Genomic DNA, 24,408 nt, shown 5'->3' on the forward strand with positions numbered 1-24,408 from the left:
ATCATGATCAAACCCTTCGCTCTATCCTTCACCAGCCTGCTTGCACTGGCCGCCTGCACCACCGCGGAAAAGGAAGTGCCGGTCGCCGTCCGCATCGCCAATGCGACCCCGGCCGTAAATGTCACCGCACGCGGTGAAACCACCCCGGTCGGCACGCCCAATGCCGATGCGGCGGACGATCCGGCGATCTGGCGCAATACCGCCAATCCGGCCGCGAGCCTGATCGTCGGCACCGACAAGAAGGCCGGCCTCTATATCTATGGCCTGGACGGCAAGACGCGCGATTTCCTGGACGCCGGCCGGGTCAACAATGTCGACCTGCGCGATGGCGTGACGATCAATGGCCAGCCGGGCATCCTGGTGGTCGCATCCGACCGCAATGACGTTGCCAACGCCAAGCTCGCGCTGTTCCGCCTCGATAGCGTGACAGCGAAGTTGACAGCCCTGGGCAAGGTCGATGCCGGCAAGGGCGAGGCCTATGGCATCTGCATGTACAAGGCGCCGGAGGCGACCTACGCCTTCATCGTGCTGAAGGATGGCACGATCAACCAGGTCGCGCTCGATGCCTCCGGCGCGGCGCCGACCGGCAGGATCGTCCGCAGTATGAAGCTTGGCACCCAGTCGGAAGGCTGCGCCGTGGATGACCGCACCGGCATCCTTTATGTCGCGGAGGAAGATGTCGGCCTGTGGCGCTTCGACGCGCGCGCGACCGGCGCCACCGCGCCCACGAAGATCGCGGCGGCCGACGGCAAGAATCTGGTGATGGATGCCGAGGGCGTCGCCATCGCCCCGATCGGCGCAAAGGACGGCTATGTCCTCGTCTCCAGCCAGGGTGACAATGCCTATGTCGCCTATCGCATGTCCGACGACAGCTATGTCGGCCGCTTCCGTATTGTCGACGGCGCCATCGGCGGGTCGGAGGAAACCGACGGCATCGAGCTGATGCTGGGCGATTTCGGCCCGGCCTATCCCGGCGGGTTGTTCATCGCGCAGGATGGCCATAACGCAGCGGCCGCACAGAATTTCAAACTGGTTGCCTGGGACGATATCGCCAAGGCATTGAACCTGCCGAACTGACCGAAACCGGAAAGGGCGGCCGCGATGCCGCCCCTCCTTATTGTCGCGCCCGCAAGGCGGTCAGCGCCGCCCGTGTCGACAGGGTCAGCGGCTGCGGCAGCGCATCCAGCGCGAACCAGCCGCAGCCCGCCAGCGCGTCGGGCTCCTTCACCACCGGTTCGCCCTGCGCATCCTCGACCAGATAGACCGGCGCCACCCAGTGCGTGCCGCGCTCCGCATCGATCTGGTCGGTCAGGCACAGCAATTCACGCGCCCTGATCGTCAGCCCCAGTTCCTCGAAAATCTCGCGCTCGGTGGCGGCGGCCATGGTTTCCAGCAGGTCGACCTTGCCGCCCGGCAGGCCCCAATGTCCCGCTTCCGGTTCCCGCCGTCGCTGCACCAGCAGCAACTTGCCATCGCGCAGGATCGCCGCGCCGCATCCGACCCGCGGCTCCGTCTGGATCATGCTTCCCCCATGAGAGAAGGGCGGCGGATCGCTCCGCCGCCCCATGTCCTTATTTCTTCGCCGCGAACCAAGCCGCGGTCGGCGTCTTGAGGCGGCTGCGCGTCTCGATCCTAGTCTTGATCGCGGCGATCGAACGGTCGACCACCTTGCGCGATTCCGGCGTCAGATACTGGGTCGCATAGGCGTCCAGCTTGGTCACCATCGCCGGGTCGGCCGATCCGCCGCCCAGACGGGCCAGCGCCTGGCTACGCGCCGACACGTCGATCAGCGCCTCATATTGCGCCTTGTGGGCCAGCACATAGTCGACCGCCAGCATCGGATGGGCGACGCCCACCTGGCCAATGATCGCCGCGCTGGTGGTCTTGCCCGGCTCGTCGGTCAGGGCAAGATCCAAGGCCTGCTGGCCCAGCTTCTCGTCCTTCGCCTTGCCGAGCAGCGCGTAGAGCGTGCTCTTCTCCAGGTCGCTCTGCGCGCCCTTGGCCATGACGCGCAGCTTGTCCCAGGTCGCCTGATCGGCATTCTGGGCGATGATGCCCAGCCAGACATTGCGCAGCGGTCCGTCGAGCGCGGCCGGGTTGGTCGCCAGCGCAGCGAAGCGCTTGTTCGCTTCGGTCACCACGCCCTTGTCGCCCATGCTGCCCAGCGTCGAGACCAGGCTGGTGCGCAGCACCGGCACCTGCGGCCCTTCGCCGGCCTTGGCATCATAGCCGATGGCCGTCAGCGCCGGGGTCAGCTTGGTCGAGGCATAGGCGGCGACCTTCGCCTGGGCGGCGGCATCGCCCTCCAGCATGTCATAGCTGCTCTTCAAATAGCCGGGCACTTCGGCCAGCACGGCCGGGCTGCCATTGACCGGCACCGCGTCGACCAGATCGAGCGCCAGGCCGATCGGCTGATAACCACCCAGCGCCAGCTGGAAATTGTCCGCCATCAGGCCGGTCTGGTCCATGCTGGACAGCTGGCTGAAGCCCTTGGCCAGCGCCTGGATATTGGCGGCGGGATAGAGCGAGCGATAATAGCCGGTCTGGCCCGCATTGATGACATAGGCGCCACAGCCCGGCAGCGTGATCTGGCCATTGCCCTGCAGGATCAGGCGCTGCGCCTCGCCGGCCTGCACCTGCGCCTTGACCGGCACGTTCCACTTGAGCGGGGTCTTGTCCTTGGCGTCGCGGCTGAACTCGCCCTGGCTCAGCGTCAGGATGGTGTTGCCGCCCTGGCACTGGGCGCTCTCCACCTTGACCAGCGGGATGCCCGGCTGGCTGGTGAAATCATGCGCGATGCTGACCAGCCCCTTGGCGCCCGCGCCCTCCACCGCCTTCCACAGATCGTCGGTGACTGTGTTCCCGTAAGCGTGGCTCTTCATGTAGGACTGGATGCCCGCCTTCCACGCATCCTCGCCGGCATAGCCTTCGAGCATGGTGATGACCGCCTCGCCCTTCTGATAGGTGATGGCGTCGAAGGCCTGGTTCACCTGATCGACGGTGGTGATCTTCTGCACGACCGGGTGGGTGGTCTTGAGCGCGTCGAGGCTCATCGCCCGCTCGCGGCCATCGACGCGCGACAGCAGGGCTTCCCATTCCGGGTTCAGCTTGTCGGTGACCTTGGTCGCCATCCAGCTGGCGAAACCTTCGTTCAGCCACAGATCGTCCCACCAGGCCATGGTGACGAGATCGCCGAACCATTGGTGCGCCATTTCATGCGCGGCCACTTCATAGATGGCGCGCTTGGTCTCTTCGGAGGTGAAGCGCGGATCGACCAGCAGGGTGCGTTCGAAGGTGAAGATCGCACCCCAATTCTCCATCGCGCTGAAGAACTGGCTCTGGCCCGGACCCGCGACATTGTCGAGCTTGGGCAACGGGAAGGGCACGCCGAAATAGTCGTTATAATAAGGCAGGATCGCCGCCGACGCATCAAGCGCCAGTTGCGCCTTGCCAGTATTGCCCCGGCCGGTGATGACGCCGACTTCGGTATTGCCCGCCATCTTGGTCGCGCGGTCCAGTTCGCCCAGGCCGAAGAAGAGCAGGTAGGAGGACATTTTGGGGCTGGTGCCGAAGGTCACCAGCTTCTTGCCGCCGCCGATGTCCTTGGTCGCCTTGACCGGCATGTTGCCGACCGCCAGCTGGTCCGCCGGGACCACGGCGGAGAGATCGAACGTCGCCTTGTAGCTCGGCTCGTCGAAGCTCGGCACGAAGCGGCGGGCGTCGGGCGCCTCGAACTGGGTGAAAAGCGCGCGCTTCGCGGCGCCGGCATTGTCCGTATAGTCGAGCGCGAACAGGCCGTTCGCCTGCTGGTTGATGATGCCGGCATAGACCATGGTCAGCTTGTAGCTGCCCGGCTGGACCGGCTTGCCGAAGTCGAGGCTGACGGTCTGGGCGTCGGCATCCACCTTGGCCGTGCCGGTGATCGCCTTGCCCTTGGCCGGGGTCAGGGTGACGCTGGAGACGGTCAGGTCGGCCGCGTTGAGCACCAGCGCCGGCATGGCCGTGGCGACAGTGACGTCGATCGTCACCTTGCCGGTGAATTTGAGGTTCGCCGCATCGGGCGTCACTTCGATCGCATAATGGCTGGGCGCTGCACCACGGGGCAGCTGGGTGGTGACGCCGGCGGCGGGGCCGGCAGGTGCGGTCTGGGCCAGCGCGGGCGCGGCGATCGCCAGCGGCGCGGCCGCCATCAGGAACGGCAGAATTTTCGACAAGGGCATAGGGGAAGGAACTCCGATACGGCTTGGATGGCGCAATGAGACATAGTCACGCGCAACATGCAAACCGGATCGACCCTTTCCCCCCAGGGGTCAAGTGAACTATCCGCAAGAGAATGTCGTTGGTCGAAGCCTGTTATGCGTTCGTCCAACAACGAGGGAGGCGAACCTCCCCCTTTCAGGCTTCAGCCGCGGCCGCGATAGCCCGGCACGTCCTGCGGCGGCAGCCACATGCCGGCGGGCGGTTCGCCCGATTGCCAGAAGACGTCGATCGGGATGCCGCCGCGCGGATACCAATAGCCGCCGATGCGCAGCCAGATCGGCTGCATTTCGGCAAACAGCCGCTCGCCGATGCCAACGGTGCAATCCTCATGGAAGCCGGCATGGTTCCGGAAGCTGCCCAGGAACAGCTTGAGCGCCTTGGATTCGACGATCGTCGCGCCAGGCGCATAGTCGATCACCAGATGGGCGAAGTCGGGCTGGCCGGTCACCGGGCAGAGCGAGGTGAATTCGGGCGCGGTGAAGCGCACCAGATAGGGCTTGCCCGGACGGGGATTGGGGACATAGTCGAGGACGGCGTCCTCGGGCCGCTGCGGCAGGGTGCTGGCGCGGCCGAGATGGAGCGGGGTATCGGTCATGAGGGCGCATGTAGTCGATTACACGCAATTTGTCATCGGTCCGGCGCGCAAGGCCATCCGTTCATCTGGCATTCAGCAAAATTTCTGCCTTGGCAGGGCCATGGGGTCTATGCGTCTGTTCCTTTCCGCCCTGCCGCTGCTGGCAGTCACGCCCGCGCTGGCACAACAAGCCACCGGCAGCGATCCGGTCGTCAATCTGCAGCGCGCCGCGCCGCCGCCGCCGGCCGATGACCCGCGCCGTCAGGGGCCTGAACTGGATGTGTTCCGCAGCACCCCGACGCCAACGCCCACGCCGACCCCGTCACTGCCGCCGATCGTCGCGCCGACGGTGACCCCGGCACAGCGTGCACCGGCGCCGATCCAGCGGCCGCCAGCCGCAACGCCCGCGCCCCAGCGCCAGACACCGGCCCGCACGGAAACGCCAGCCGCGGAGCGATCGACGCCTGCGCCAAAGCCGGCCGACAGGCCCGCCGCGCGCGTGACGACGCCGACAGAGCCCAGCCCGCCGCCGATTGCCGCCGCGCCCGAACCCGACAATGCCGCCAATGCCGTGCAACCGCCGCCGGCCGCACTGCCCGCCCCAGAACCGGTTCCGGTCGATAACGGTACCGCCGTCGCCCCGGAGGCCGCACCCGTTCCAGAATCGGAGGGGCTGAGCTGGCCCTGGATCCTTGCCGCGATCGCGGCGATTGCGGTGATCGCCGGCGGCCTGCTGCTGCGCCGTCGTCGCGGACAAGCGGCGCCTCTACCCGAGCCGGCACCGCTTCCGGCCCCCATTCCCACCGCGACGGCGGCAGAGACACCGCCCGCGCCGGCCCAGCCGCGTCCCGAACCGATGCCCGCGCCTGCCCCACCGGCGCCGCCGGCCGCAGCGCCCACCCCGGACGCACCCCTGGCCGTCACAGACGACGGCGATCGCCCCTGGATCGACTTGGCGCTGGACATCGGCCTGGCCCGTTATTCGCTGATGGGCGTCACGATCGGCTATACGCTGGTGCTGCACAATCGCGGCAACCGCGTGGCACAGGACATATTGGTGCGCGGCATATTGGGGAATGCCGGAGCGCAACAGGAAGAATTGCTGCGCCATTTCTTCGCCGGCGAAACCGGCCTGCCCTTGCATTCGGTGGTGTCGCTGCCGGCAGGCGAGACGTTGCGCATCGCCAGCGAGCTGCGCCTGGGAACCGAGCAGATCCAGCCAGTCGAGATGAGCGGCCGGTCGCTGCTGATCCCGATCGCAGCCTTTGACGCCCATTATCGCTGGGCCGACGCCGACGACACCCCGCTTGGCGCCGGCCGCACCGGCCGAGCCTTCATTGTCGGGCAGGACAAGGACCCACCGGCCGACCGACTGGCCCCCTTCCGCCTGGATGAAGGGCCGCGTCAATATCGCCGCCCCGCCGCCCGTGCCGCCGCCGAAGTGCAGCCGACTTGAACCGCTCCTGCCATTAGCCCCTTTCCTGTCCTGCCGGCCGCTCCTAAGATGGCTGCCGGACAAGGTAAAAAGGGGTCGCATGGATATTCTCGTTTCCACCGAATGGCTGGCCGGCCAATTGGGTAGCGATGACCTCGTCATTCTCGATGCCAGCCTGTTCCTGCCCGGCACGCCACGCGACCCGCGCGCCGAGTTTACCGCCGCCCATATTCCCGGCGCCGCCTATATGGACCTGCCGAACCTCAGCGATCCCGCCGATCCGGTGCCGGGCCAGTTGCCGCCCGAAGCACTGATGACGCAGCGTATGCAGGCGCTGGGCGTCAACGCCGACAGCCGGATCGTCGTCTATGACAATAGCCCGACCCACAGCGCCGCGCGCGGCTGGTGGATGATGCGCGTCTATGGCCTGGGTGCCTCTGCCGCGATTCTCGACGGTGGCCTGCCCAAATGGGTTGCCGAAGGACGCCCGGTCGAAAGCGGCATGCCCGCCATCGCCCCCGGCAATGCCGTCGCCCGGCTCGACCGCACGCAGGTCCGCACCAAAGCGGACGTCCTCGCCAATCTCGACAGCGGCGCGGCGCAGCTGCTCGACGCACGCGGCGCCGGCCGCTTCACCGGCGCGGAGGCCGAACCGCGCCCCGGCATGGCGTCGGGCCATATTCCCGGCAGCCGCAACATCCCCTCCTCCGCCTTCTTCGCCGCCGACAACAGCCTGAAGCAGGGTGAGGAACTGCGCCGCCTGCTGCTCGACGCCGGCACCGATCTCGACCGGCCCATCATCACCACCTGCGGAAGCGGCGTGACCGCGGCGATCATCCTCGCGGCGCTCGAAACGCTCGGGAAGCGCGACGTCAGCCTCTATGATGGCAGCTGGTCCGAATGGGGGCTCGACCCCGCCACGCCCAAGGCGACCGGACCCGCCGCATGAGCGAGGACAGCAGAAGGCCGCTGACGAAGCTGGCGCAGGCCGGTCGCCGCGCCGACTGGACCGGCATGCCGGGGCAGCCCGGCGCGATCGTCAGCCCGGGCGTCTGGCGCGCCTCTACCATCCTCTATGACGATGTCGCCCATCTGCGGAAGGCGGCGGGCAGCAGCACGCACGAGCGGCTCTTTTACGGGCGCAAGGGTACGCCGACCAGTTGGAGCCTGGCAGATGCCCTGACCGAGATGGAGCCAGGCGCGGAGGGCACTATGCTTTTCCCTTCAGGCGTCGCAGCGGTAGCCTGTGCGCTGATGGCGGTGCTGCGGCCGGGCGACCAGTTGCTGATGGTAGACAGCGCCTATGACCCCACGCGCAATTTCTGCGAACAGGTGCTGAAGCCCTTCGGCGTCGAAACGGTCTATTATGATCCGACGATCGGCGCCGGCATCGCCGACCTCTTGACCGATCGCACCCGCGCCATCTTCCTGGAATGCCCGGGCAGCCTGACCTTCGAGGTGCAGGATGTGCCGGCGATCACCGCCATCGCCCGCGATCGCGGTATCGTCACCCTGCTCGACAATACCTGGGCCACGCCCCTCTTCTTCCCGGCGCTGGCCCATGGCGTGGACATCGCGATCCTAGCCTGTACCAAATATATTGTCGGCCATAGCGACGTGATGCTGGGGTCGGTCAGCGCGACCCCGGCGCTGTTCCCCAAGGTCCGCCAGTCCGCCTATCTGTTCGGCCAGATGACCAGCCCCGACGATGCCTGGCTCGCCAGTCGCGGCCTGCGCACGCTCGGCATCCGCCTCGCCCAGCATCAGACGAGCGCGCTTGAGATCGCGCGGTGGTTGAAGGACCAGCCCGATGTCGCCCGCGTCCTCCATCCCGCTTTGCCGGACTGTCCCGGCCACAACCTGTGGGCGCGCGACTTTTCCGGCTCCTCCGGCCTGTTCAGCTTCGTCCTGCAGGGCGGCGACGAGGCGGCCCGCGCCGCATTGATCGACGGCCTCGTCCATTTCGGCATCGGCTATAGCTGGGGCGGCTTTGAAAGCCTGGCCCTGCCGGTCGATCCCGCCCGCTATCGCACCGCCACCGCCTGGCAGGCGGAAGGGCCTGTCATCCGGCTGCAGATCGGGCTGGAGGATCCGGCCGACCTGATCGCCGACCTCGACGCGGGACTTACCCGTTTCCGGGCTGCGCGCGGATGAACCCGGTGGCGGCATGGCTCGACCGCTTGCCGGGCGATGCGGACATCACCCAGCCCGCCATTGCGCTCGGCGCGGCCCTTCTCCTCTACATGCTGGCCTATACGGTTGCACGGCCGATCGCGGCGCGGGTCCGCGCGGCCTTCCCTGCCCTCAACGACACCGTCGCTGTCCATGTCCGGCCGATGATCCGCCATGCCATCGCTGCACTGCTGCTCGGCATAACGGCCGCCGCCTGGCCCCAGGATTCGCTTGCTCATCTGGTCATCGGTATCTTCCTGGCCGCTTCCATCGCGCTGTTCGCCACCCATCTGCTCCACAGCCTCGCCATCCCCCGCTGGGCGATTGCGCCGCTCGCTCTGCTGTTGTTCGTCATGGTGGTGTCGGGCAGCAGCGGCGGCATCGCGCCGGTTGGCCAGATGCTGGATCAGGTCGGTGTCGACCTGGGCAAACGGCGGATCAGTTTGCTCGACATATTGTCGATGGCCGCAACGGTGGTCGCCCTGCTGGCGGGCATCCGCCTCGCCAACCGGCTGATCGGCCATAGCATCCAGAAAGCGCCGGATCTGGACCCGACGCAAAAGCTGCTCGGCCAAAAGCTCGCCAGCATCGCCGTCGTCATCACCGCCTTCTTCATCGGCGTCGATGTCCTGAGCATCGACCTCACTGCTTTCACCGTCTTTTCCGGCGCACTCGGCCTGGCCGTCGGCTTCGGCCTGCAAAAGACCGTCGGCAACCTGATCGCCGGCATCATCCTGCTGATGGACCGATCGATCAAGCCGGGCGATGTCATCGTCGTCGGCGACAGTTTCGGCTGGGTCAACAAGATCGGCGTGCGCGCCGTCTCCATCGTCACCCGCGATGGCAAGGAACATCTGATTCCCAACGAGAATCTGATGACCCAGGAGGTGGAGAACTGGTCCTATTCGGACCGCAATGTCCGCGTCCGCATTCCCGTCGGCATCAGCTATGCCAGTGATCGCAAACTGGCCCAGGAACTGATGCTGCAGGCCGCGCTGGAAAGCCCGCGCGTGCTGCGCAGCCCCCGTCCCAACGTCTGGCTGATAAACCTGGGCGAATATCGGCTGGACCATGAAATCCGCGTCTGGATCAGCGATCCGGAAAGCGGCATCGGCAATGTCACGCACGACGTGCTCGGCCGCGTGCTCGACAAGTTCCAGGCGCATGGAATCACCGTACCCTATCCGCATCGCGTCATCGAAATGCGGCCGGATTCGACGCACCCGCAATAAGACAGCAACAAAGGCAAAAGGGCACCAGAAGCGCGCAAAGGCGCGCCTTCACGCCATGATATTGCCAACGCTTGTTGCACTCTAGCAACATTTGCAGACGTAAAAGACATCAAACAGCAATAATATCTTGTGCGTCGCAGCGGGGACAGGCATGGCCGGACTCGTTGAGGCAAGCCAACCCATCCCTAGCGGAAATATAGAGGAAGGCGCCTGGACGCAGGCGGGACGATCGCAGAACCACTAAGGGGATTAAAATGCGTAAGTCCATTCTCGGCCTCTCGGCCGTTGCTCTTGCCGCACTGTCGGTTCCGGCCCTGGCCCAGGATGAACCCACCGAAGCGGTCAAGCTTTCCGGCAATGTGGGCCTCGTTTCCGATTATCGCTTCCGCGGCTTCACCCAGAATGGCGAAGACGCTGCAATTCAGGGCGGTATCACCGCCACCCATGAAAGCGGCCTCTATGCCTCGGTCTGGGGTTCGAGCATCAACTTCAACGGCCATACCGAAGTCGATCTGTCGGCCGGCTATTCCAAGGAAGTCGTGTCGGGCATCACCATCGACGGTGGCTTGCTCTATTATCTCTATCCCAAGCATGGCGACTATGCGACGGACTTCTTCGAGCCCTATCTGAACGTCATCGGCGCGGTCGGCCCGGTCACGGCCAAGGTCGGCGTCAACTATGCCTGGAAGCAGAGCGCGCTGGAAAGCCGCAACAACACCACGGGTGAGCTGACCGGCCACAAGTCGTCGTCCTTCTACGGCCATGTCGATCTGTCGAGCGCCATCCCCAACACCCCGCTGGGCGTCAACGCGCATGTCGGCTATGCGGCGAGCGACGCCTTCCCGGGCGGCTATACCCCGGGCGATCATGACGTGCTCGACTATTCGTTCGGCGCCACCGCCAGCTACAAGATGCTGACCTTCGGCGTGACCTACGTGAACACCGATGCCAAGGTGAACAAGGAAGAATATGGCGCCGACGGCGCTGTCATCTTCTCGCTGACCGCTGCTTTCTAAGCACGCCCAGCCTTACGGGAAAAGGGCTGCGATCCGACCGGGATCGCGGCCCTTTTCTTTGCCTCGGACAAGCTGCGGCGATATAGCAGCCCCATGCCTCCCATTGCCCTCCTGCTGCTCTTCGTCGTCACGATCGCGCTGATGGAAGGCTTTGCCTATGTCATGCACCGCTGGGTGATGCACGGGCCGGGCTGGTTCCTGCACGCCAGCCACCACCGTCCCCGGACCGGATTTTTCGAGGCCAACGACCTTTATTTCGTGATCTTCGCCCTGCCCTCGATCCTGCTTCTGTTGGGCGGGGTGCAATGGGGCTGGGGCCACTGGGCGACGGCGATCGGCGCCGGCATCGCCGCCTATGGCGCCATCTATCTGGGCTTTCACGACATCATCGTGCACCAGCGGATGCGACATCGCTATGTCGCCCGTTCACGCTATATGAAGCGCATCGTCCAGGCCCATCGCCTCCACCATGTGGTCGAAACGAAGGAGGGCACGGTGAGCTTCGGCTTCCTGATCGCCTCCCACCCCGCCGAACTCAAGCGCGAACTGGCCCGACGGAGCAATGCGGGGGTGCGTGCGGCGAAGGGATAGCGCTATCCGGTCGCTAATCTCGCTACCGCGACGGCCCGGATATCGGCGGCCTTCGCCTTCTCATTGCCGGTCAGGGCGAAATCCGCTTCATCAAGCAGCAGCACCCGGCGCGGCACCTTGAAACTGGCCATGCGCGCCTTGAGATGGGCGATCAGCTCGGCCTCCGCGACGGTCGCGCCATCGACCGGCACGATGCAGGCGACCACCATCTCGCCCAGCAGATCGTCGGGCACGCCGACCGTCTGGCTGCGCTTGACGCCGGGGAAGGAGGCGATCGCCGCGTCCACCTCCTCGGGCGCGACATTGGCGCCGCCGGTCTTGATCATGTCGGTAAGGCGCCCTTCCCAGAAGAAGCGGCCCTGTTCGTCCACCCGTCCGCCGTCGCCCGTGCGGTAATAGCCCTCCGGATCGAAGCAATCCTCCGGCGCCTTGCCAAGATAGCCCGACATCAAGGTCGGCCCCTTGATGCACATCTCCCCCGCCTGTCCCACCGGCAGGATCGCACGGGTCAGCGGGTCGACGATCTTCAGGCTGTTGCCCGGCAGCGGCGCGCCCGCGCTGCCGCCATAATCCGCCTCGGACGTGTCCGCATCGAAGGCGGTGCAGATCGTCATCGTCTCGGTCGTGCCGAACGCCCAGGGCGTGGTCCAGTCGGTATCGACCGTGGGATGCTCACCGATCAGCTCGCCCTTGGTCACATATTTGAGGCTGGAGAGGTCGGCGCGTGCCCAATTCTCCGCCGCCTGCACCCGCGCCCATTGATGCGGCCGACCGGTGAGGAAGGTGACGCACTCCTGCTCGATCACGTCGAGCGCCGCGGCGGCGTCAAACACCGGTTGCAGCACCGCCGTTCCCCCGGTCGAAAAAGCGGTGCCGATCACCAGGCTGATATTGCCTGACCAGAACAGGCCATTGCCGGTCCAGCCCACCACCGGCTCACGCATCGCGAACACGCGTGGCCAGCGCCACCACTGGATGCAGAAGGCGCGCTGGCTGTGGATGATGCCCTTGGGCAGGCTGGTGGTGCCGGACGAGAAGAAGATGCCGCCCGTGTCGGTCGGGGTCACGCTGGCGGCGCGCTGCGCCACGATGGCGTCGGGCACAGCATCGCCGCTGGCGAGGAAAGCATCCCAGCCTTCATCGCCCGGCGCCAGCGGCGCATCGTCGGTCACGCTGTCGAGTTGGACCAGCCGCCGCAGGAACGGCCCCTTGTCGATGCCCGCCAGCATCGCGGCAAAATCCTTCTTCAACACCCGCGTATCGAAGAGGAGGACATCGATCGCCGACGCCTGGATCAGATGCTCCAGTTCCTCGGGCGTGGAAAAGGTGCTGAGCGCCACCGTCACCCCACCCGCCATCGCAATGCCGAAGACGCTGGCCAGATATTCGGGCCGGTTCGCCATCAGCACACCGACCCGGCCATCCTTGCCCACGCCCGCCGCGATCAGCGCCCGGGCGACCGCGACCGACCGAGCATGGAGTTCGTCATAGCTCCAGCAGATGCGCCGATCCGCCGTCCGCATGATGACCGCGTCGCGCGCGCCATGGCGGGCGCGCACCGCATCCAGATAGGCTGGGATGGTCTGCGCACCCTGCCCCGACTCGTCGACCAAGGGCGGGCCATGGACCAGCGAGAGCAGCGCGCTCAATAGGGCAACTCCACCTGCGCCGTGCCCTTCAATATCTCCTCACCATCCTGGGTGGTCATCGTGGTGCGGACCTTCACCACCGGCATGCCGAAGGGCGAACGGTCGATCTTCTCCACCACCTCGCCATCGACCCAACTGACGTCGCCCTCGAAGGCGGGGGAGCGGAACTGGGTCTTGCTGTGCCAGACATAGCCGCCATGGCCGGCCCAATAGGCGACCGTGTCGAGATGCCAGGCATTCATCGACGCGCCATAGCCATAGGCGCCGCCCATGCCGACATTCTCCGCCTTCTCGGCATTGATATGGCCCGATGATGGCCCGTGATACAGGCCATCGCCCATGCGCGGATCGATCCTGCGCGCCTCATGGTCATAGCTCATGTCGGCGCCAAAGCCCGCATCCTCCTTGGCCGGATCATGCACCCCCTCGGGCGCGTTCCAGGCCCATGTGCCCCAGATATTCTGGCGGTGGGCGCGGCATTCATTGGCAAAGCTCACCACCGAATGCGGGCCGATCACCCGGCGCGGCAGGCGGTCGCCGACCTTCACATCCCCATAGGCGGGCGATCGGCCTTCGCGGTTGGACAGGATCCAGTCGTGGCGCGCCTTATGGATGGCGGCCAGTTCCGCCTTGGTCCAGCGCCGGGGGCTGCGCTTCTCCTTGGCATAGACGCCGCGCTTGTTCGCTTCCTCGACCAGATAGCGGATCGCGGTCGCCTGTTCCTTCGCCACCAGCGCGCCATGCTGGTTGCGGTGGATGGTGTCGCCGCGCGCGAACATGGTCGGGCCGGCAAAGCCGGTCTCCGCGATCGAATAGCCGTCGAAGCGGCGGCTCTGCACCAGCTTGTCGCCGGGGCGGACGGGGGTGCCGTAAAACCACCATTCCTCGCCCGCAAAGATCAGATGCGTGCCCGGCACCTTGCCGACGCAGGCCGGATGACAGCCATGGCCGTAGTCCATCGCCACGGTGAAGCTTTGCGGCGCGACGATCCCGCCAAAGCGCGAGGCGCGGGCAAATTGCTCGTCCCAATGAATCGGATTGGGATAGTCCATCGCCTGCACCCAGCGGCGAATGTCGGTCGCATTGCAGGGGTCCCACATCTCCGCGAAGATGACCGGCTTGCCGATCCACTGGTCGACGTCGCTGGTATCCAGCACGGCGCTGGCATTATGATGCTCCATGTCGGCCATTGAACGTCCCTATTCGATCGGTTGCGGCGCGCCGGTGCCCAGATAGTCGGCCAGCACGCGGTGAAAATTGATGATCGCCCGTTCCTCGACCGGGCTGGGCCGCAACCCGTCGCAGCCGCGCGAGCGCAGGCCGCGCTGCACCGCGCCCATGTTGGAGAAATCCTGGCACAACACCTTGCGCCAGCTTGCCTCGTCGATCTCGGGCCTGTGGAGATTGGCGGGGCGCGGCTCGCTGCCTTCGGGGAAGCGTTCGAGCGTATAGACCTCAAAGATGCAGCTGTCGGGATCATGGCCGTCGGGCCGCGCGCGATAGCAGAGCGCGAAGGTCGGCCCGTGGATGACCACCGTATTGGGAAAGATGTGCCAGACATTGCCCGCCGCCGCGAAATGGGCCGGGTCGATGCGCGGCCAGGCGACACCGCGCTTGGCGTCCTCCTCCACCGTGCGGCGCATCAGGTGCATCTGCACCTCGGCCGGCGGCGTGCCCTCGGGCAGCTCCTCGACCAGCAGATTGGCGACCCGCACCATCGTCTCGGTCGTGGTGCCGTTCACTTCCTCCCAGAGCTGGTTGAGCGAATCCGCCAATCCCTGGCGCATGTCGGCAGCGCCTGCTGCCCCCGCCGTGGCGCCACCCGTGCCCTCGCGCGCCTGCGATCCGAATACGCCATGGATGCCGCGCCCGTCGCTCCAGGTCGGCTTGGGCGAATATTTGGTCAGTTGCGGATGGGTGCCCGCGACATGATAGCCCTCGTTGAACGCCTCGATCGCGACCTTCCAGTTGCAGGGAAAATGCAGCCATTGGCGCCAGCGATAGCGCATCTGTTCCAGCTCGAACGGATCGAGCATCGATGCCGCCGGCTCCAGATAGTCGCGCAGCGATGGCGCATCGGGGTCCATGCAGACGAACACCCAGCCGCCCCATGTTTCAACGCGCACATCGCGCAGTCGCAGGTCGTCAGCGTTCAGCGCGTCGCCCCAGGCCTCCTTGCGGACCACGCCGACATTGTTGCCGTCCAGATCCCAGCTCCAGGCATGGAAGGGGCAGACCAGCCGCTTCGCATGGCCGCAGCCTTCGGTCAGTTGCCGGCCGCGATGGCGGCAGACGTTGAAATAGGCGGCGATCCGGTCGGGCGCGGCGCGAATGACGATGATCGAATCGTCGACAATGTCATAGGTGACATAGTCGCCGACATTGGGAATTTCCTCTTCGCGGCAGGCGACCTGCCAGACCTTGGGCCATAGTTTCGCGGCTTCGGCATCGGCGTAGGATTGCGAGACATAGGCCGTGTTGCCGATCAGGACCGGCGGTTGGGTGATGTTGCCCTGCATGGTCATGTGTCCCTCCCGCTCAATGCAGTGCAACCGGCGGCGGCGGAGCAGCCTCGGCCCGATAGTCGCTTGGGTTGCAGGCATAGACGCGCTTGAACATGCGGCTGAAATGGGCCGGGCTCTTGAAGCCGACGGCATAGGCGATCTCGCTGATCGAGATGCTGGCCGCATCCGATCGCGCCATCCACGCCCGCGCCTGCTCCAGCCGGCGCTGCCAGATCAGGTCGGAAAAGCTGGTGCCATTCTGCTTGAGCAGGGTGGTGAGATAGCGCGGCGAGATGCCGCACCCCTTTGCCGTCATGGCGGCGGATAGGCCCGGATCGGACAGATGTACCTCCACAAAACGACGCACATCGGCAAAGCGCTTCTCCGCGACGGAGGGACGCGGCGGCACGGCCCGCCCATCATGGCGCAGGCCCTGACCGATCACCGCCAGCGCCGCCTCCACCAGCGTGCGGGTGGTTTCCTCCCCAATATCGCCATCCTGCTGGAACAGGCCCGCCAATATGGTGTCGGCGATCGCCAGTTCCGCCCGCTGCATCGGCAGCAGCACCCCGGCCCCGGCATCGCAATCGACGAAGCCGCGCAACACATGGGTCGGCACCGTCACATGCAGCACCTCATGCACGCCCTGTGCATCGGGCTGGCATTCGATGAAGAAGGGGGCGGTCGACCGGGTCATCAGGAAGTCGCCATATTGGGCAGTTCGGCTGCCCAACTGATTGGAGAAGACCAGTCGGCCGCGCTTGACGAACCACAGCACGCTAAGGTCTGTGCCGTCCTCGCGAATATGCTGGCGGGTACGGCGGAAGAACAGCCGGCTATGGGCGCGCAACAGAATCGCCGCACTGGGGCCTGCAGGCTTGCGGCGCGCCTCCACATCGATGACCGCGCCGTCCTCCATCCAATAATCGCCGCGATAATATTCCTGCTCGCGCGCGCCACGGAACAGCTGCTGGCATTCACGATAATTGCCCCGGTCGAGGGCGAAGAGCGTTTCGATCATCGCTCTGCTCCCCTCAGCGCTGCTGTGCCCGCCCGGCGCGGCTCAGCCGCCACTCCGGGGGATAGTTGAGGTCGTTATTCTTGACGGTATGGGCGATGCCCTGGTCGAAGCCGCCGGCGCCCAGATTGATGTCGCCATCATGGTCGTTCTTCATCAGCGGCAGCATGCCTTCCAGCCAGCCGGTCATCAGGCTGCCCATATATTCGCCGCGATACTGCTTATACGCCTCGATGAAGGTCTTCTGCGCGACCACCACGTCCAGTGGCCGGGTGCGGGCGCAGGCATCGGCATATTTGTCGGTCTCCGCCTCCAGCGCGTCGCGCGGCACCACGCTGTTGACGAAGTTGCAGTCCATCATCTCGGCGGCGGTGAAGGGCCGGCCGGTGAACAGCATTTCGGAAAAGCGGCGGATGCCGACCATTTCCAGCCATTGCCACATGCGCGGCCCCCATCCGGCGTAGCGGAAGGAGGGATGGCCAAACAGCGCATCGTCGGACGAGACGATCAGGTCGGCGTCCGCGCACTGGTAGAAATGCCAGCCATAGCAATAGCCCTTGGCCTCGACGATGCTGATCTTCTTGAATTCCTGCAGCGGCCGGTTGCCGGCATAGCCCTTGGCATAATGGTCGGTCAGGCCGTGGAGGAAGCGATAGGAACCGGGCGGCGGATAACGCACATCGGGATCGTCAATCTCCAGGTCGGGCAGGAAATTATCCTCCTCGCCCGGGTTCAGATACATGTCGCCATGTTCGTTGATGTCGCCGCCCGATCCCAGATCCTGGCCCGCGCCACGGATCACCAGCACCTTCACATCATCGTCGATATTCGCCTTGTGCACGATCTCGCCGAACAGCAGCCGCATGCCGATCGTCGTCGTGTTCGCCTTGCCCGGCCGGTCGAAGGTGACGGTCGCGATCTTGCGCGCCCTGTCCTTCTCATAACGCACGAACTGCGCGGCTTCCCGCTTCAGCTCGGCGGCACTTGCCTTGGCCATGACACTCTCCAATTGCTCTGTTCTGCGGTGCAAGCTGCCACAGGATGGCGGGTCATTATTGGCATTAGGCGCAGCTTTTTCGATATGATACGCAAGGAAATCGGGACTGCGACAGGGACGCGCGATGGAGGAGCAGGATTATTTCTTCGGGCTGGAAGGCCCGCTGGAGGCGGTGCCCGCCGCCGGCCAGATGCGCGCCGCCAATCTGCGCGGCTTTTCCGACTATGTCCGCGCGCGCGGTGGCGCGCCGCGCCGTATCCTGGCTCAGCATGGGCTCGATCCGCTAGCCCTCGCCGACCCGGACGGGCATATTTCCTGCCAGCAGGTGGCGGCGATGTTTGAATATTGCAGCCTGTTGTTCGACGATCCGCTGTTCGGCCTGCATCTGGCCGCGACCCAGGATGCCGATGTGTTCGGCAGCGTTACCGCCGTGTGCCGCGCCGCGCCCGACCTGCGATCGGCGATCGCCAGCCTGATCCGCTATTTGCCCGTCGCCCATTCGCCCGAAGCCCAGCTCGATCTGGTCGAGCAGGACGGGATCGCCGAACTGCGCTGGGCAGTGCGGGCCGATGTCGGCTTCAACGACCAGGCCAATTATCAGGCGATGATGCTGATCCTGCTGCTGTTGCGCAACGTCAGCGGTCCTCGCTTCCGCCCCGCCTGGGTGCAATTTTCCGCCGATGCCAGCGCACACGAACTGGTCGAGATCGAAGCGCTGCTGGGCACCGCCGCCCGCCCCCGCGCACCCGGCAGCGCGATCGGCTTTTCCGCCGCACTGCTCGACCTGCCGATCGGCACCGCCAACCGGCTGACCTATCGGCTGGTCGGCGGCTATCTCGGGCGGCTGCGGCTGCTCAACCGCGCCGACATGGCGGAGCGCGCCCGATCCTATGTGCGCGGCGCGCTGCCAGCGGGCAGTTGCACGATCGAGCGTTGCGCGGATCGGCTGGGCCTGTCGGTGCGCACGCTGCAAAGCCGCCTTGCCGCCCATGACCTGCGCTTCGTCGATCTGGTCGAGGAACAGCGCGAACAACTGGCCCGCATCTATCTGCGCCAGACGCCGATGCCGATCGACGAGGTGGCCGAGCGCCTCGGCTATGCCGAACAGACCAGCTTCGGCCGTGCCTTCAAGCGCTGGACCGGGCAGACGCCGCGCCAGTTCCGCCGCCGCTAGCGCAACAAATCGATCCACGCGTCGGACAGACGATCCAGGCCAAAATGGTCAATCCGGTCACCCGGCCAGATCGCAGTAGCGCGATCCAGTTGCCGTGCCATCGCCCCCGCCATCGCCACTGCGTCGGCCGGATCGACCAGCAAGCCGTATCGCCCACCGTCGAGCAGATCAGCGGCATTGCCCGCGCTGCAGGAGGCAATGATCGGCACGTCGAGTGCCATCGCCTCCAGCAGCACATTGGGCGACCCTTCCCACCAGCTGGGCAGGACGAAGGCATCGGCATGGGCCAGCCAGGGAAAGACGTTGTCGACTGTGCCGGGCAGGTCGAGATCATCGGCCACGCCAAGCGCCATCGCTTGCGCGCGCAGGCTGTCGCAGGCCCGGTCCCGGCTTTCGCCCAGGATGATGAGCCGCGCGGGCCGCGTCCGCCGCAGGATCGCAAAGGCCTCCAGCAGCGTGCCGAAATTCTTTTGCGGCGCCAGTCGGCCGATCGCCAGGATCACCGGCGCTTCGCGCCCCAGCCAGCGATGCGGCACCGGCCCGTCGGCCAGAAAGCGGGCGGCATCGGCATCGATGCCATTGGGGATCACCGCCACCTTGCCCGCCCGCGCCGCGCTGGCAAAGGCCGGCGTATCCGCCAGCGTCGGCGACACCAGCACCAGATGATCGGCGTCATATGCCAGCAACCGCGCCATCGCCGTACGCCCCAGCCGCCTCACCCCACCGGACGGCGCGCCGGCAGCGCTGCGCATGATGTCGTTGCTGATGCGATAGATACGCCGCACATCTCGCAGACCCTGCGCCGCCGCCCAGGCGGTGACATGACCATGATTGCCGGCAGAGATTAAAGTCGCGCGCCGGCGCGTGCGCAAATGACGGCGCAACGCCATGATCGCCTTTATCTTCTCGCGCCGGCGCGACGGATGCGGGCCGGCCAGCAGCGCATGATGTGGCACACCGGTCACGCCCTCCCCGCCCGGCAGCGCCGTCACCAGCTCGACAGCCAGCCCCCGCGCCGCCAGTTCGGCGGCGAGGATGCGGACATTGCGCACCACACCGGTCGCGGCCAGCGCATGGACATAGAGGATGATCACGCCCGGCGTGCGTCCCGCTCGATCGCGCCCGCTGCCTGCCAGCGCCGCGACGGCAAATGACGCAGATGATGGCAATAAAGCGCCCCCAGACGGCTGTCGGCCAGGCCACGGCCGCTGACCAGTTGGACGATATCGGTGCCGGGATTCCAGTTGCCCTCGACCAGCACCGGGCCATCCGGTGTCAATCCGACATCCCAACCGATCACGGTAAAGCCCGATCGGAAGGCAAGATGTGCCCTGAGCGCCAGCGCCACGGCAGCATCAAGATCGGGCACCGGCCGGCCGCTGATCATCGCGCCGGTCAGCGGATGACGATCACAGCGGATCGGTGCGCCATCCGGCCCCGCCTGCCACACTGGACCGCAGCGCCCGTCGCCATCGATCGACAGCACAAGATTGCCGGCATTGAAATTATCCACAGGCTGCCCGCCCCCGGCCGACAAGCGCAGCGCCAGCGCGCAGGCCTCTGGCGTGCCGACCTCATCGAGGCAGGTGACCACCCGCAGGGTCGGCAACGCGCCAGGCGAAATATCCGCCAGTGCCCCATGAGTCGCCAGACAGTGCTGGATGACCCCGCCCGCCGCCCAGAGCGCCAGCAGGCGCAGTCGCAGCGCATCGTCGGCGATCGGACCTTCCGCCCCTTCCCAGCGCCCGCCCTTCTTCTCGAAACGCACCACGCCCTGGCCCTTGGAACAATAGCTGGGCTTGGCGATAATGACGCTCTGGCCGTGCAGCCAGGTGGTGATATCGCTCGCCTCCAGCGCGAAACTGTCGGGTACCGGCAGGCCGGCGGCAACGGCATGGCGGGCGAAAAGCTGCTTGTTCTTGAGCGGATTGGCTTCCGCCGGAAAGGCGCCGGGATTGAGCAGCCGATGCACGCCCTTGCGATCACGCATACTGAGCCCCTGCGCCCGCACCGTCTCGCACAACAACCGCCGTTCCGACCCGGCCCAGCCGCTGCGCCCGCTCGCCGCGATCAGCCGCGCGATCATGCGGCGGCCGACCGACCAGTGACGGCGCAACCCGTCATGATAGGCGGCCAGCAGCATATTGCCGTCTGCCGGGGGCAGCGCGCGCAACGTGAACAAGGGTCAGGCCGCCTCGACCCGAGTCAACCGCTGCTGCAGCAATTCACTCGCCACGCCATGACTGCGCGCGTTGTCGACGTCGATCGCGACCGCGCCGTCGCTCAGGATCACCGGCGCGATCACCATGCGGAACCGGCGAGAAAAGCGCGCGAAGGCCTGGCCCAGCGTGCCAATGCCGAAGCGGAAGCGGATAAGGTTTAGCAAGCCGAAGGCGCCAATGATGCGCATCGGATGCTTCACGAACTGCCCGCCCGAACGGAAGGTTTCGGCCGCCGCCAGCGCCTTGCCATCCTTTAGCCAATAGGTGTTGCAGTTGGAAAATTCGTCGTCGGCAAAGCGATAGAATTTGCGCTGCCCCTGCGGATGCGCCGCCAGCACCGAGGCCCGACGGGTGAAGGCGACACCCGCGCTGGCCCCCTGTGCGGCACAGCCGTCCAGCATCTCGGCCAGCGCATCGGGGGTCAGCAGCACATTGTCGGCGGTGGTGATGAGCAACGGGAAGCGTGCGCCATCGGCCGCCGCCAGCACGGAGTCGACCAGATTGGGTTGAGCCGGGATCGCGACCAGTCGGCCGGTATTGCGCAGGCCCCTCAGCTGCGGCAGCATGTCCAAAACCTCCACATCCTCGATCGCGACGCGGATCTCGCCGATGCGCGGGCTCGCAGCCAGCGCCTCGATCACATGGACCAGCATCGGCTGACCGACCACCGGAACCAGGCATTTATGAGTGACGCCCGCATCCAGCGCGAGCGGGTCGGTCGCACCGTCGCGTTTGCCGGCCAACACCAGCGCCGTTGCCGTGCCGGGCATCAGGCGGCCTCCCGCACCGGCATTTCGGTCAGCAGGCCATGCCGCGCCAGGCTGTGCGCGACGATGGTTTCGACCAGGCTCTGATGATCGACGCCGATCGAAGCGGCCGAGCGCGAGATCGTCTTCTTCGACCAGAGATTGCAGGACAGGTTCACTTCCATGAACAGCACATCGCCGCTCACAGGATCATAGCGATACTCGAACCGGCCATAGTCGAACGGCCAGAGCTCGGGCAGCAGACGGCTGGTCATATCCTCCAGCCGCACCCGCAGGTCATGGTCCTCGACCAGGATCAGCGGGTCGTCGCCGGCATCGATCAGGCCGCGCTTTTCCTCATAGCTGCGCTCGCGATGCGGGTCGGCCGGCACATACATCATCGGCGGCAGGATCCAGGGCTGGCCCCCGCTGCCGCCGACCACCGGCACGGCGACGTCGAGCAAGGGCGCCCAGGCCTCGACCAGCACATCATGGCCCAGGCCATGGAGATGATCGGCATGGGCATGCGCCTCGGCCCAGCTGTCGACCATGGCCAGGCCCCAGGAGGCGGAAGAGGCATTGGGCTTCACCACCAGCCGTTCGGCCTGAAATTCCGCGCCTGCGGGCATGGCGCCCCGGCGCAGTATCCGCGCGGGCATGGTCGGCACGCCATGGGCGCGGGCGATCAGCTTGGACAGATATTTGTCGTCCGACACGCCGCGCAGGATCGGGCTCGCCCCCAGAAAGGGCACGCCGCGCCAGGACAGGAGCAGCGGCGCCAGCATCTCGCTATTCTGGAAACCGCCGCGATTGAGCAGGGTGACGACGAAGTCGACATCGGGTCGATCGAACAGCGCATCATAGCTGTCGGCAACCGCGACATTGAGGCCGATCGCCTCAAGGGTCGACCGCATCTCATGATGGTAGACGGCATGATTTCCATCCACGCTGTCGGCACCACCGCCCTTGCAGGCATGCTTGGCCAGGAACAGGAGGCGCAACCGGGCCTTGTCGGCCGGGGAGATGCGCAGACAACGGTCGATCGGGTTCAGCATGACGGCGCTTTAGCATCCGCCCGTTACGCTGGATTGACGACGCGGTTACCGCCAGGGGACGAAGTCGGGTCAACCACGTGACGGGTTCATGACCCGGCGATGTCAAACCCGTCGCAGATCAGGACTGAATCATTTGCAGCGCCACCGCCTCGGCTACCTTGATGCCGTCGATCGCGGCCGACAGGATGCCCCCGGCATAGCCTGCGCCCTCGCCTGCCGGATAGAGGCCGGCGACGTTGAGGCTCTGGAAGTCCTTGCCCCGCGTAATCCGGATTGGCGAGGATGTGCGGGTTTCCACCCCGGTCATCACCGCATCGGGATCGTCATAGCGCGCAATCTGGCGGCCAAAGGCGGGCAACGCCTCATGGAAGGCCTCGATCACATAATCGGGCAGGCACAGCGACAGGTCGGTCGGCGTCACCCCCGGCTTGTAGGAGGGGATGACCGATCCCAGCTCGGTCGAAGGCCGGCGGGCGAGGAAGTCGCCGACCGTCTGCCCCGGCGCCCAGTAGGAGGCGCCGCCCGCGACATAGGCTAGGCTCTCCCAATGGCGCTGCAGTTCGATCCCGGCCAGCGGTCCGTCGGGAAAGTCGCGCGCCGGATCGATGCCGACGACCAGGCCCGAATTCGCGTTGAACTCGGCCCGGCTATATTGGCTCATGCCGTTGGTGACGACTCGCCCTTCCTCGGACGTCGCGGCGACCACCCGGCCGCCCGGGCACATGCAGAAGCTGTAGACGGTGCGGCCATTGGTGCAATGATGGGCCAGGCTATAGGCGGCCGCGCCCAGATCGGGATGCCCGGCGCAATTGCCATAGCGCGCCTTGTCGACCCAGCTTTGCGGATGCTCGATCCGCACGCCGATGGAAAAGGGCTTGGGTTCGATATGCACGCCCTTGCCATGCAGCATCTCGAAAGTCGGCCGTGCGCTGTGCCCCACCGCCAGGACGACATGATCCGCCTCGATCACGCTGCCGTCCTGCAACACCAGGCCGCGCAGCATCTGCGTACCGTCACCCTGGCGTTCCAGCACCAGATCATCGACGCGATGCTGCCAGCGATATTCACCGCCCAGCGATTCGATCTGCTTGCGCATCGCTTCCACCATCGAGACCAGGCGGAAGGTGCCGATATGGGGATGCGCCTCCCACAATATATCGTCGGGTGCGCCCGCCGCGACGAATTCCTCCAGCACCTTGCGCCCCAGGAAGCGGGGATCCTTCACCCGGCAATAGAGCTTGCCGTCGGAGAAGGTGCCCGCGCCGCCCTCGCCGAACTGGACGTTGCTGTCGGGGTTCAGCTCCGCGCGGCGCCACAGGCCCCAGGTGTCCTTGGTCCGCTCGCGCACCACCTTGCCGCGATCAAGGATGATCGGCTTGAACCCCATCTGCGCCAGGATGAGGCCCGCAAACAGCCCGCACGGTCCCGCGCCGATCACCACCGGCCGCTTGCCCTGCCAGCCATCGGGCACATGGGCGACGAACTTGTAGCTGGTGTCGGGCGTCGGCCGGACATCATGGTCGTTGGCGAAGCGTTCCAGCACCGCCGCCTCGTCCATGACATCGACATCGAGCGTATAGACGAGCTGAATCGCGCTGCGGCGGCGCGCATCATTGCCGCGCCGTACGACGCTGTGGCCCAGCAGTTGTTGCGGCGCCAGGCCCAAGCGTTCGCAGATGGCGAGGGGCATCGCCTCGGCCGGGTGGTCGAGGGGCAGTTTCAGGCCGGAAAGACGGATCATGGCCCTGCCCATAATCGCTAAC

The 24,408-nt window shown here is 66.0% G+C and carries 21 protein-coding genes; 8 read left to right on the top strand and 13 right to left on the bottom strand.

The window, feature by feature from the left end:
• Positions 1 to 3: 3 nt before the first annotated feature.
• Positions 4 to 1,077 carry a phytase gene (locus tag PMI04_RS19040; RefSeq protein ID WP_007710468.1) on the top strand — a complete coding sequence of 358 codons (1,074 nt, stop codon included), beginning with the start codon at positions 4 to 6 and terminating at the stop codon, positions 1,075 to 1,077.
• A 37-nt stretch (positions 1,078 to 1,114) separates the two neighbouring features.
• On the opposite strand, the gene PMI04_RS19045 is transcribed toward PMI04_RS19040, so the two are convergent.
• The 3 genes from PMI04_RS19045 to queF form a co-directional block, all read right to left on the bottom strand.
• Entirely contained in the window at positions 1,115 to 1,522 is a 408-nt protein-coding gene (locus tag PMI04_RS19045; protein ID WP_007710466.1) for an NUDIX domain-containing protein, read from the bottom strand.
• A gap of 49 nt (positions 1,523 to 1,571) precedes the next feature.
• Entirely contained in the window at positions 1,572 to 4,220 is a 2,649-nt protein-coding gene (locus PMI04_RS19050) for a M1 family metallopeptidase (RefSeq protein WP_007710464.1), read from the bottom strand.
• 182 nt (positions 4,221 to 4,402) lie between these two features.
• Positions 4,403 to 4,855 carry a preQ(1) synthase gene (gene queF / locus PMI04_RS19055; RefSeq protein ID WP_007710462.1) on the bottom strand — a complete coding sequence of 151 codons (453 nt, stop codon included), beginning with the start codon at positions 4,853 to 4,855 and terminating at the stop codon, positions 4,403 to 4,405.
• Positions 4,856 to 4,964: 109 nt separating this feature from the next.
• Between queF and PMI04_RS19060 the strand changes: the two genes are divergently transcribed.
• From PMI04_RS19060 to PMI04_RS19085, 6 genes are all read left to right on the top strand, one after another.
• Entirely contained in the window at positions 4,965 to 6,290 is a 1,326-nt protein-coding gene (locus PMI04_RS19060; RefSeq protein WP_007710460.1) for a hypothetical protein, read from the top strand.
• Positions 6,291 to 6,369: 79 nt separating this feature from the next.
• Positions 6,370 to 7,218, top strand: a complete 849-nt coding sequence (gene sseA, locus PMI04_RS19065; RefSeq protein WP_007710456.1) for a 3-mercaptopyruvate sulfurtransferase — start codon at positions 6,370 to 6,372, stop codon at positions 7,216 to 7,218.
• The gene (gene metC / locus PMI04_RS19070; RefSeq protein ID WP_007710454.1) at positions 7,215 to 8,423 is read left to right on the top strand and encodes a cystathionine beta-lyase; all 1,209 of its coding nucleotides are present in this window, start codon (positions 7,215 to 7,217) and stop codon (positions 8,421 to 8,423) included. The genes sseA and metC overlap by 4 nt, the downstream gene beginning before the upstream one ends.
• On the top strand, positions 8,420 to 9,673 hold the full coding sequence (locus PMI04_RS19075; RefSeq protein ID WP_007710452.1) for a mechanosensitive ion channel domain-containing protein: 1,254 nt from the start codon (positions 8,420 to 8,422) through the stop codon (positions 9,671 to 9,673). Before metC ends, PMI04_RS19075 begins: the two co-directional genes overlap by 4 nt.
• Positions 9,674 to 9,927: 254 nt before the next feature.
• Positions 9,928 to 10,689 (top strand): TorF family putative porin, encoded by a 762-nt coding sequence (locus PMI04_RS19080; protein ID WP_007710451.1) that lies wholly within the window; start codon positions 9,928 to 9,930, stop codon positions 10,687 to 10,689.
• 93 nt (positions 10,690 to 10,782) lie between these two features.
• Complete coding sequence (locus tag PMI04_RS19085; RefSeq protein WP_007710449.1) at positions 10,783 to 11,280, top strand: sterol desaturase family protein; 498 nt, start codon at positions 10,783 to 10,785, stop codon at positions 11,278 to 11,280.
• Positions 11,281 to 11,282: 2 nt separating this feature from the next.
• Here the strand turns inward: PMI04_RS19085 and PMI04_RS19090 are convergent, their stop codons facing one another.
• The 5 genes from PMI04_RS19090 to PMI04_RS19110 are packed head-to-tail and all read right to left on the bottom strand — an operon-like array spanning position 11,283 to position 17,448.
• Entirely contained in the window at positions 11,283 to 12,929 is a 1,647-nt protein-coding gene (locus tag PMI04_RS19090) for a class I adenylate-forming enzyme family protein (RefSeq protein WP_007710447.1), read from the bottom strand.
• Positions 12,926 to 14,119, bottom strand: coding sequence for a MaoC family dehydratase N-terminal domain-containing protein (locus tag PMI04_RS19095; RefSeq protein WP_007710445.1), 1,194 nt, complete (start codon positions 14,117 to 14,119; stop codon positions 12,926 to 12,928). Before PMI04_RS19095 ends, PMI04_RS19090 begins: the two co-directional genes overlap by 4 nt.
• A gap of 9 nt (positions 14,120 to 14,128) precedes the next feature.
• Positions 14,129 to 15,454, bottom strand: a complete 1,326-nt coding sequence (locus PMI04_RS19100) for an aromatic ring-hydroxylating dioxygenase subunit alpha (RefSeq protein WP_007710443.1) — start codon at positions 15,452 to 15,454, stop codon at positions 14,129 to 14,131.
• Positions 15,455 to 15,467: 13 nt separating this feature from the next.
• Positions 15,468 to 16,454: an AraC family transcriptional regulator gene (locus PMI04_RS19105; protein ID WP_007710441.1), complete on the bottom strand. Its 987-nt coding sequence runs from the start codon at positions 16,452 to 16,454 to the stop codon at positions 15,468 to 15,470.
• A gap of 13 nt (positions 16,455 to 16,467) precedes the next feature.
• Positions 16,468 to 17,448, bottom strand: coding sequence for an enoyl-CoA hydratase/isomerase family protein (locus tag PMI04_RS19110; protein ID WP_007710439.1), 981 nt, complete (start codon positions 17,446 to 17,448; stop codon positions 16,468 to 16,470).
• 124 nt (positions 17,449 to 17,572) lie between these two features.
• Here PMI04_RS19110 and PMI04_RS19115 point away from each other — a divergent pair, with 124 nt between their 5' ends.
• Positions 17,573 to 18,622, top strand: coding sequence for an AraC family transcriptional regulator (locus tag PMI04_RS19115; RefSeq protein ID WP_007710437.1), 1,050 nt, complete (start codon positions 17,573 to 17,575; stop codon positions 18,620 to 18,622).
• Here the strand turns inward: PMI04_RS19115 and PMI04_RS19120 are convergent.
• From PMI04_RS19120 to PMI04_RS19140, 5 genes are all read right to left on the bottom strand, one after another.
• The gene (locus PMI04_RS19120; protein WP_007710435.1) at positions 18,619 to 19,716 is read right to left on the bottom strand and encodes a glycosyltransferase; all 1,098 of its coding nucleotides are present in this window, start codon (positions 19,714 to 19,716) and stop codon (positions 18,619 to 18,621) included. The two genes, PMI04_RS19115 and PMI04_RS19120, sit on opposite strands and share 4 nt — an antisense overlap.
• Positions 19,713 to 20,804 carry a sugar-transfer associated ATP-grasp domain-containing protein gene (locus PMI04_RS19125; RefSeq protein WP_007710434.1) on the bottom strand — a complete coding sequence of 364 codons (1,092 nt, stop codon included), beginning with the start codon at positions 20,802 to 20,804 and terminating at the stop codon, positions 19,713 to 19,715. Before PMI04_RS19125 ends, PMI04_RS19120 begins: the two co-directional genes overlap by 4 nt.
• Before the next feature lie 3 nt (positions 20,805 to 20,807).
• Positions 20,808 to 21,614: an NTP transferase domain-containing protein gene (locus tag PMI04_RS19130; protein ID WP_007710433.1), complete on the bottom strand. Its 807-nt coding sequence runs from the start codon at positions 21,612 to 21,614 to the stop codon at positions 20,808 to 20,810.
• The gene (locus tag PMI04_RS19135; RefSeq protein WP_007710432.1) at positions 21,614 to 22,645 is read right to left on the bottom strand and encodes a phosphoribosylglycinamide synthetase; all 1,032 of its coding nucleotides are present in this window, start codon (positions 22,643 to 22,645) and stop codon (positions 21,614 to 21,616) included. The genes PMI04_RS19130 and PMI04_RS19135 overlap by 1 nt, the downstream gene beginning before the upstream one ends.
• Before the next feature lie 118 nt (positions 22,646 to 22,763).
• The gene (locus PMI04_RS19140) at positions 22,764 to 24,386 is read right to left on the bottom strand and encodes an NAD(P)/FAD-dependent oxidoreductase (RefSeq protein WP_007710431.1); all 1,623 of its coding nucleotides are present in this window, start codon (positions 24,384 to 24,386) and stop codon (positions 22,764 to 22,766) included.
• Between the last annotated feature and the right edge of the window lie 22 nt (positions 24,387 to 24,408).

The organism is Sphingobium sp. AP49 (assembly GCF_000281715.2).
Classification (GTDB): Bacteria; Pseudomonadota; Alphaproteobacteria; order Sphingomonadales; family Sphingomonadaceae; genus Sphingobium.

Bases quoted from the DNA above. Each gene is read 5' to 3' on its own strand.
- PMI04_RS19040 (WP_007710468.1), top strand. From the start codon at position 4: ATGATCAAACCCTTCGCTCTATCCTTCACCAGCCTGCTTGCACTGGCC.
- PMI04_RS19045 (WP_007710466.1), bottom strand. From the start codon at position 1,522: ATGATCCAGACGGAGCCGCGGGTCGGATGCGGCGCGGCGATCCTGCGC.
- PMI04_RS19050 (WP_007710464.1), bottom strand. From the start codon at position 4,220: ATGCCCTTGTCGAAAATTCTGCCGTTCCTGATGGCGGCCGCGCCGCTG.
- queF (WP_007710462.1), bottom strand. From the start codon at position 4,855: ATGACCGATACCCCGCTCCATCTCGGCCGCGCCAGCACCCTGCCGCAG.
- PMI04_RS19060 (WP_007710460.1), top strand. From the start codon at position 4,965: ATGCGTCTGTTCCTTTCCGCCCTGCCGCTGCTGGCAGTCACGCCCGCG.
- sseA (WP_007710456.1), top strand. From the start codon at position 6,370: ATGGATATTCTCGTTTCCACCGAATGGCTGGCCGGCCAATTGGGTAGC.
- metC (WP_007710454.1), top strand. From the start codon at position 7,215: ATGAGCGAGGACAGCAGAAGGCCGCTGACGAAGCTGGCGCAGGCCGGT.
- PMI04_RS19075 (WP_007710452.1), top strand. From the start codon at position 8,420: ATGAACCCGGTGGCGGCATGGCTCGACCGCTTGCCGGGCGATGCGGAC.
- PMI04_RS19080 (WP_007710451.1), top strand. From the start codon at position 9,928: ATGCGTAAGTCCATTCTCGGCCTCTCGGCCGTTGCTCTTGCCGCACTG.
- PMI04_RS19085 (WP_007710449.1), top strand. From the start codon at position 10,783: ATGCCTCCCATTGCCCTCCTGCTGCTCTTCGTCGTCACGATCGCGCTG.
- PMI04_RS19095 (WP_007710445.1), bottom strand. From the start codon at position 14,119: ATGGCCGACATGGAGCATCATAATGCCAGCGCCGTGCTGGATACCAGC.
- PMI04_RS19100 (WP_007710443.1), bottom strand. From the start codon at position 15,454: ATGACCATGCAGGGCAACATCACCCAACCGCCGGTCCTGATCGGCAAC.
- PMI04_RS19105 (WP_007710441.1), bottom strand. From the start codon at position 16,454: ATGATCGAAACGCTCTTCGCCCTCGACCGGGGCAATTATCGTGAATGC.
- PMI04_RS19110 (WP_007710439.1), bottom strand. From the start codon at position 17,448: ATGGCCAAGGCAAGTGCCGCCGAGCTGAAGCGGGAAGCCGCGCAGTTC.
- PMI04_RS19115 (WP_007710437.1), top strand. From the start codon at position 17,573: ATGGAGGAGCAGGATTATTTCTTCGGGCTGGAAGGCCCGCTGGAGGCG.
- PMI04_RS19130 (WP_007710433.1), bottom strand. From the start codon at position 21,614: ATGCCCGGCACGGCAACGGCGCTGGTGTTGGCCGGCAAACGCGACGGT.
- PMI04_RS19135 (WP_007710432.1), bottom strand. From the start codon at position 22,645: ATGCTGAACCCGATCGACCGTTGTCTGCGCATCTCCCCGGCCGACAAG.
- PMI04_RS19140 (WP_007710431.1), bottom strand. From the start codon at position 24,386: ATGATCCGTCTTTCCGGCCTGAAACTGCCCCTCGACCACCCGGCCGAG.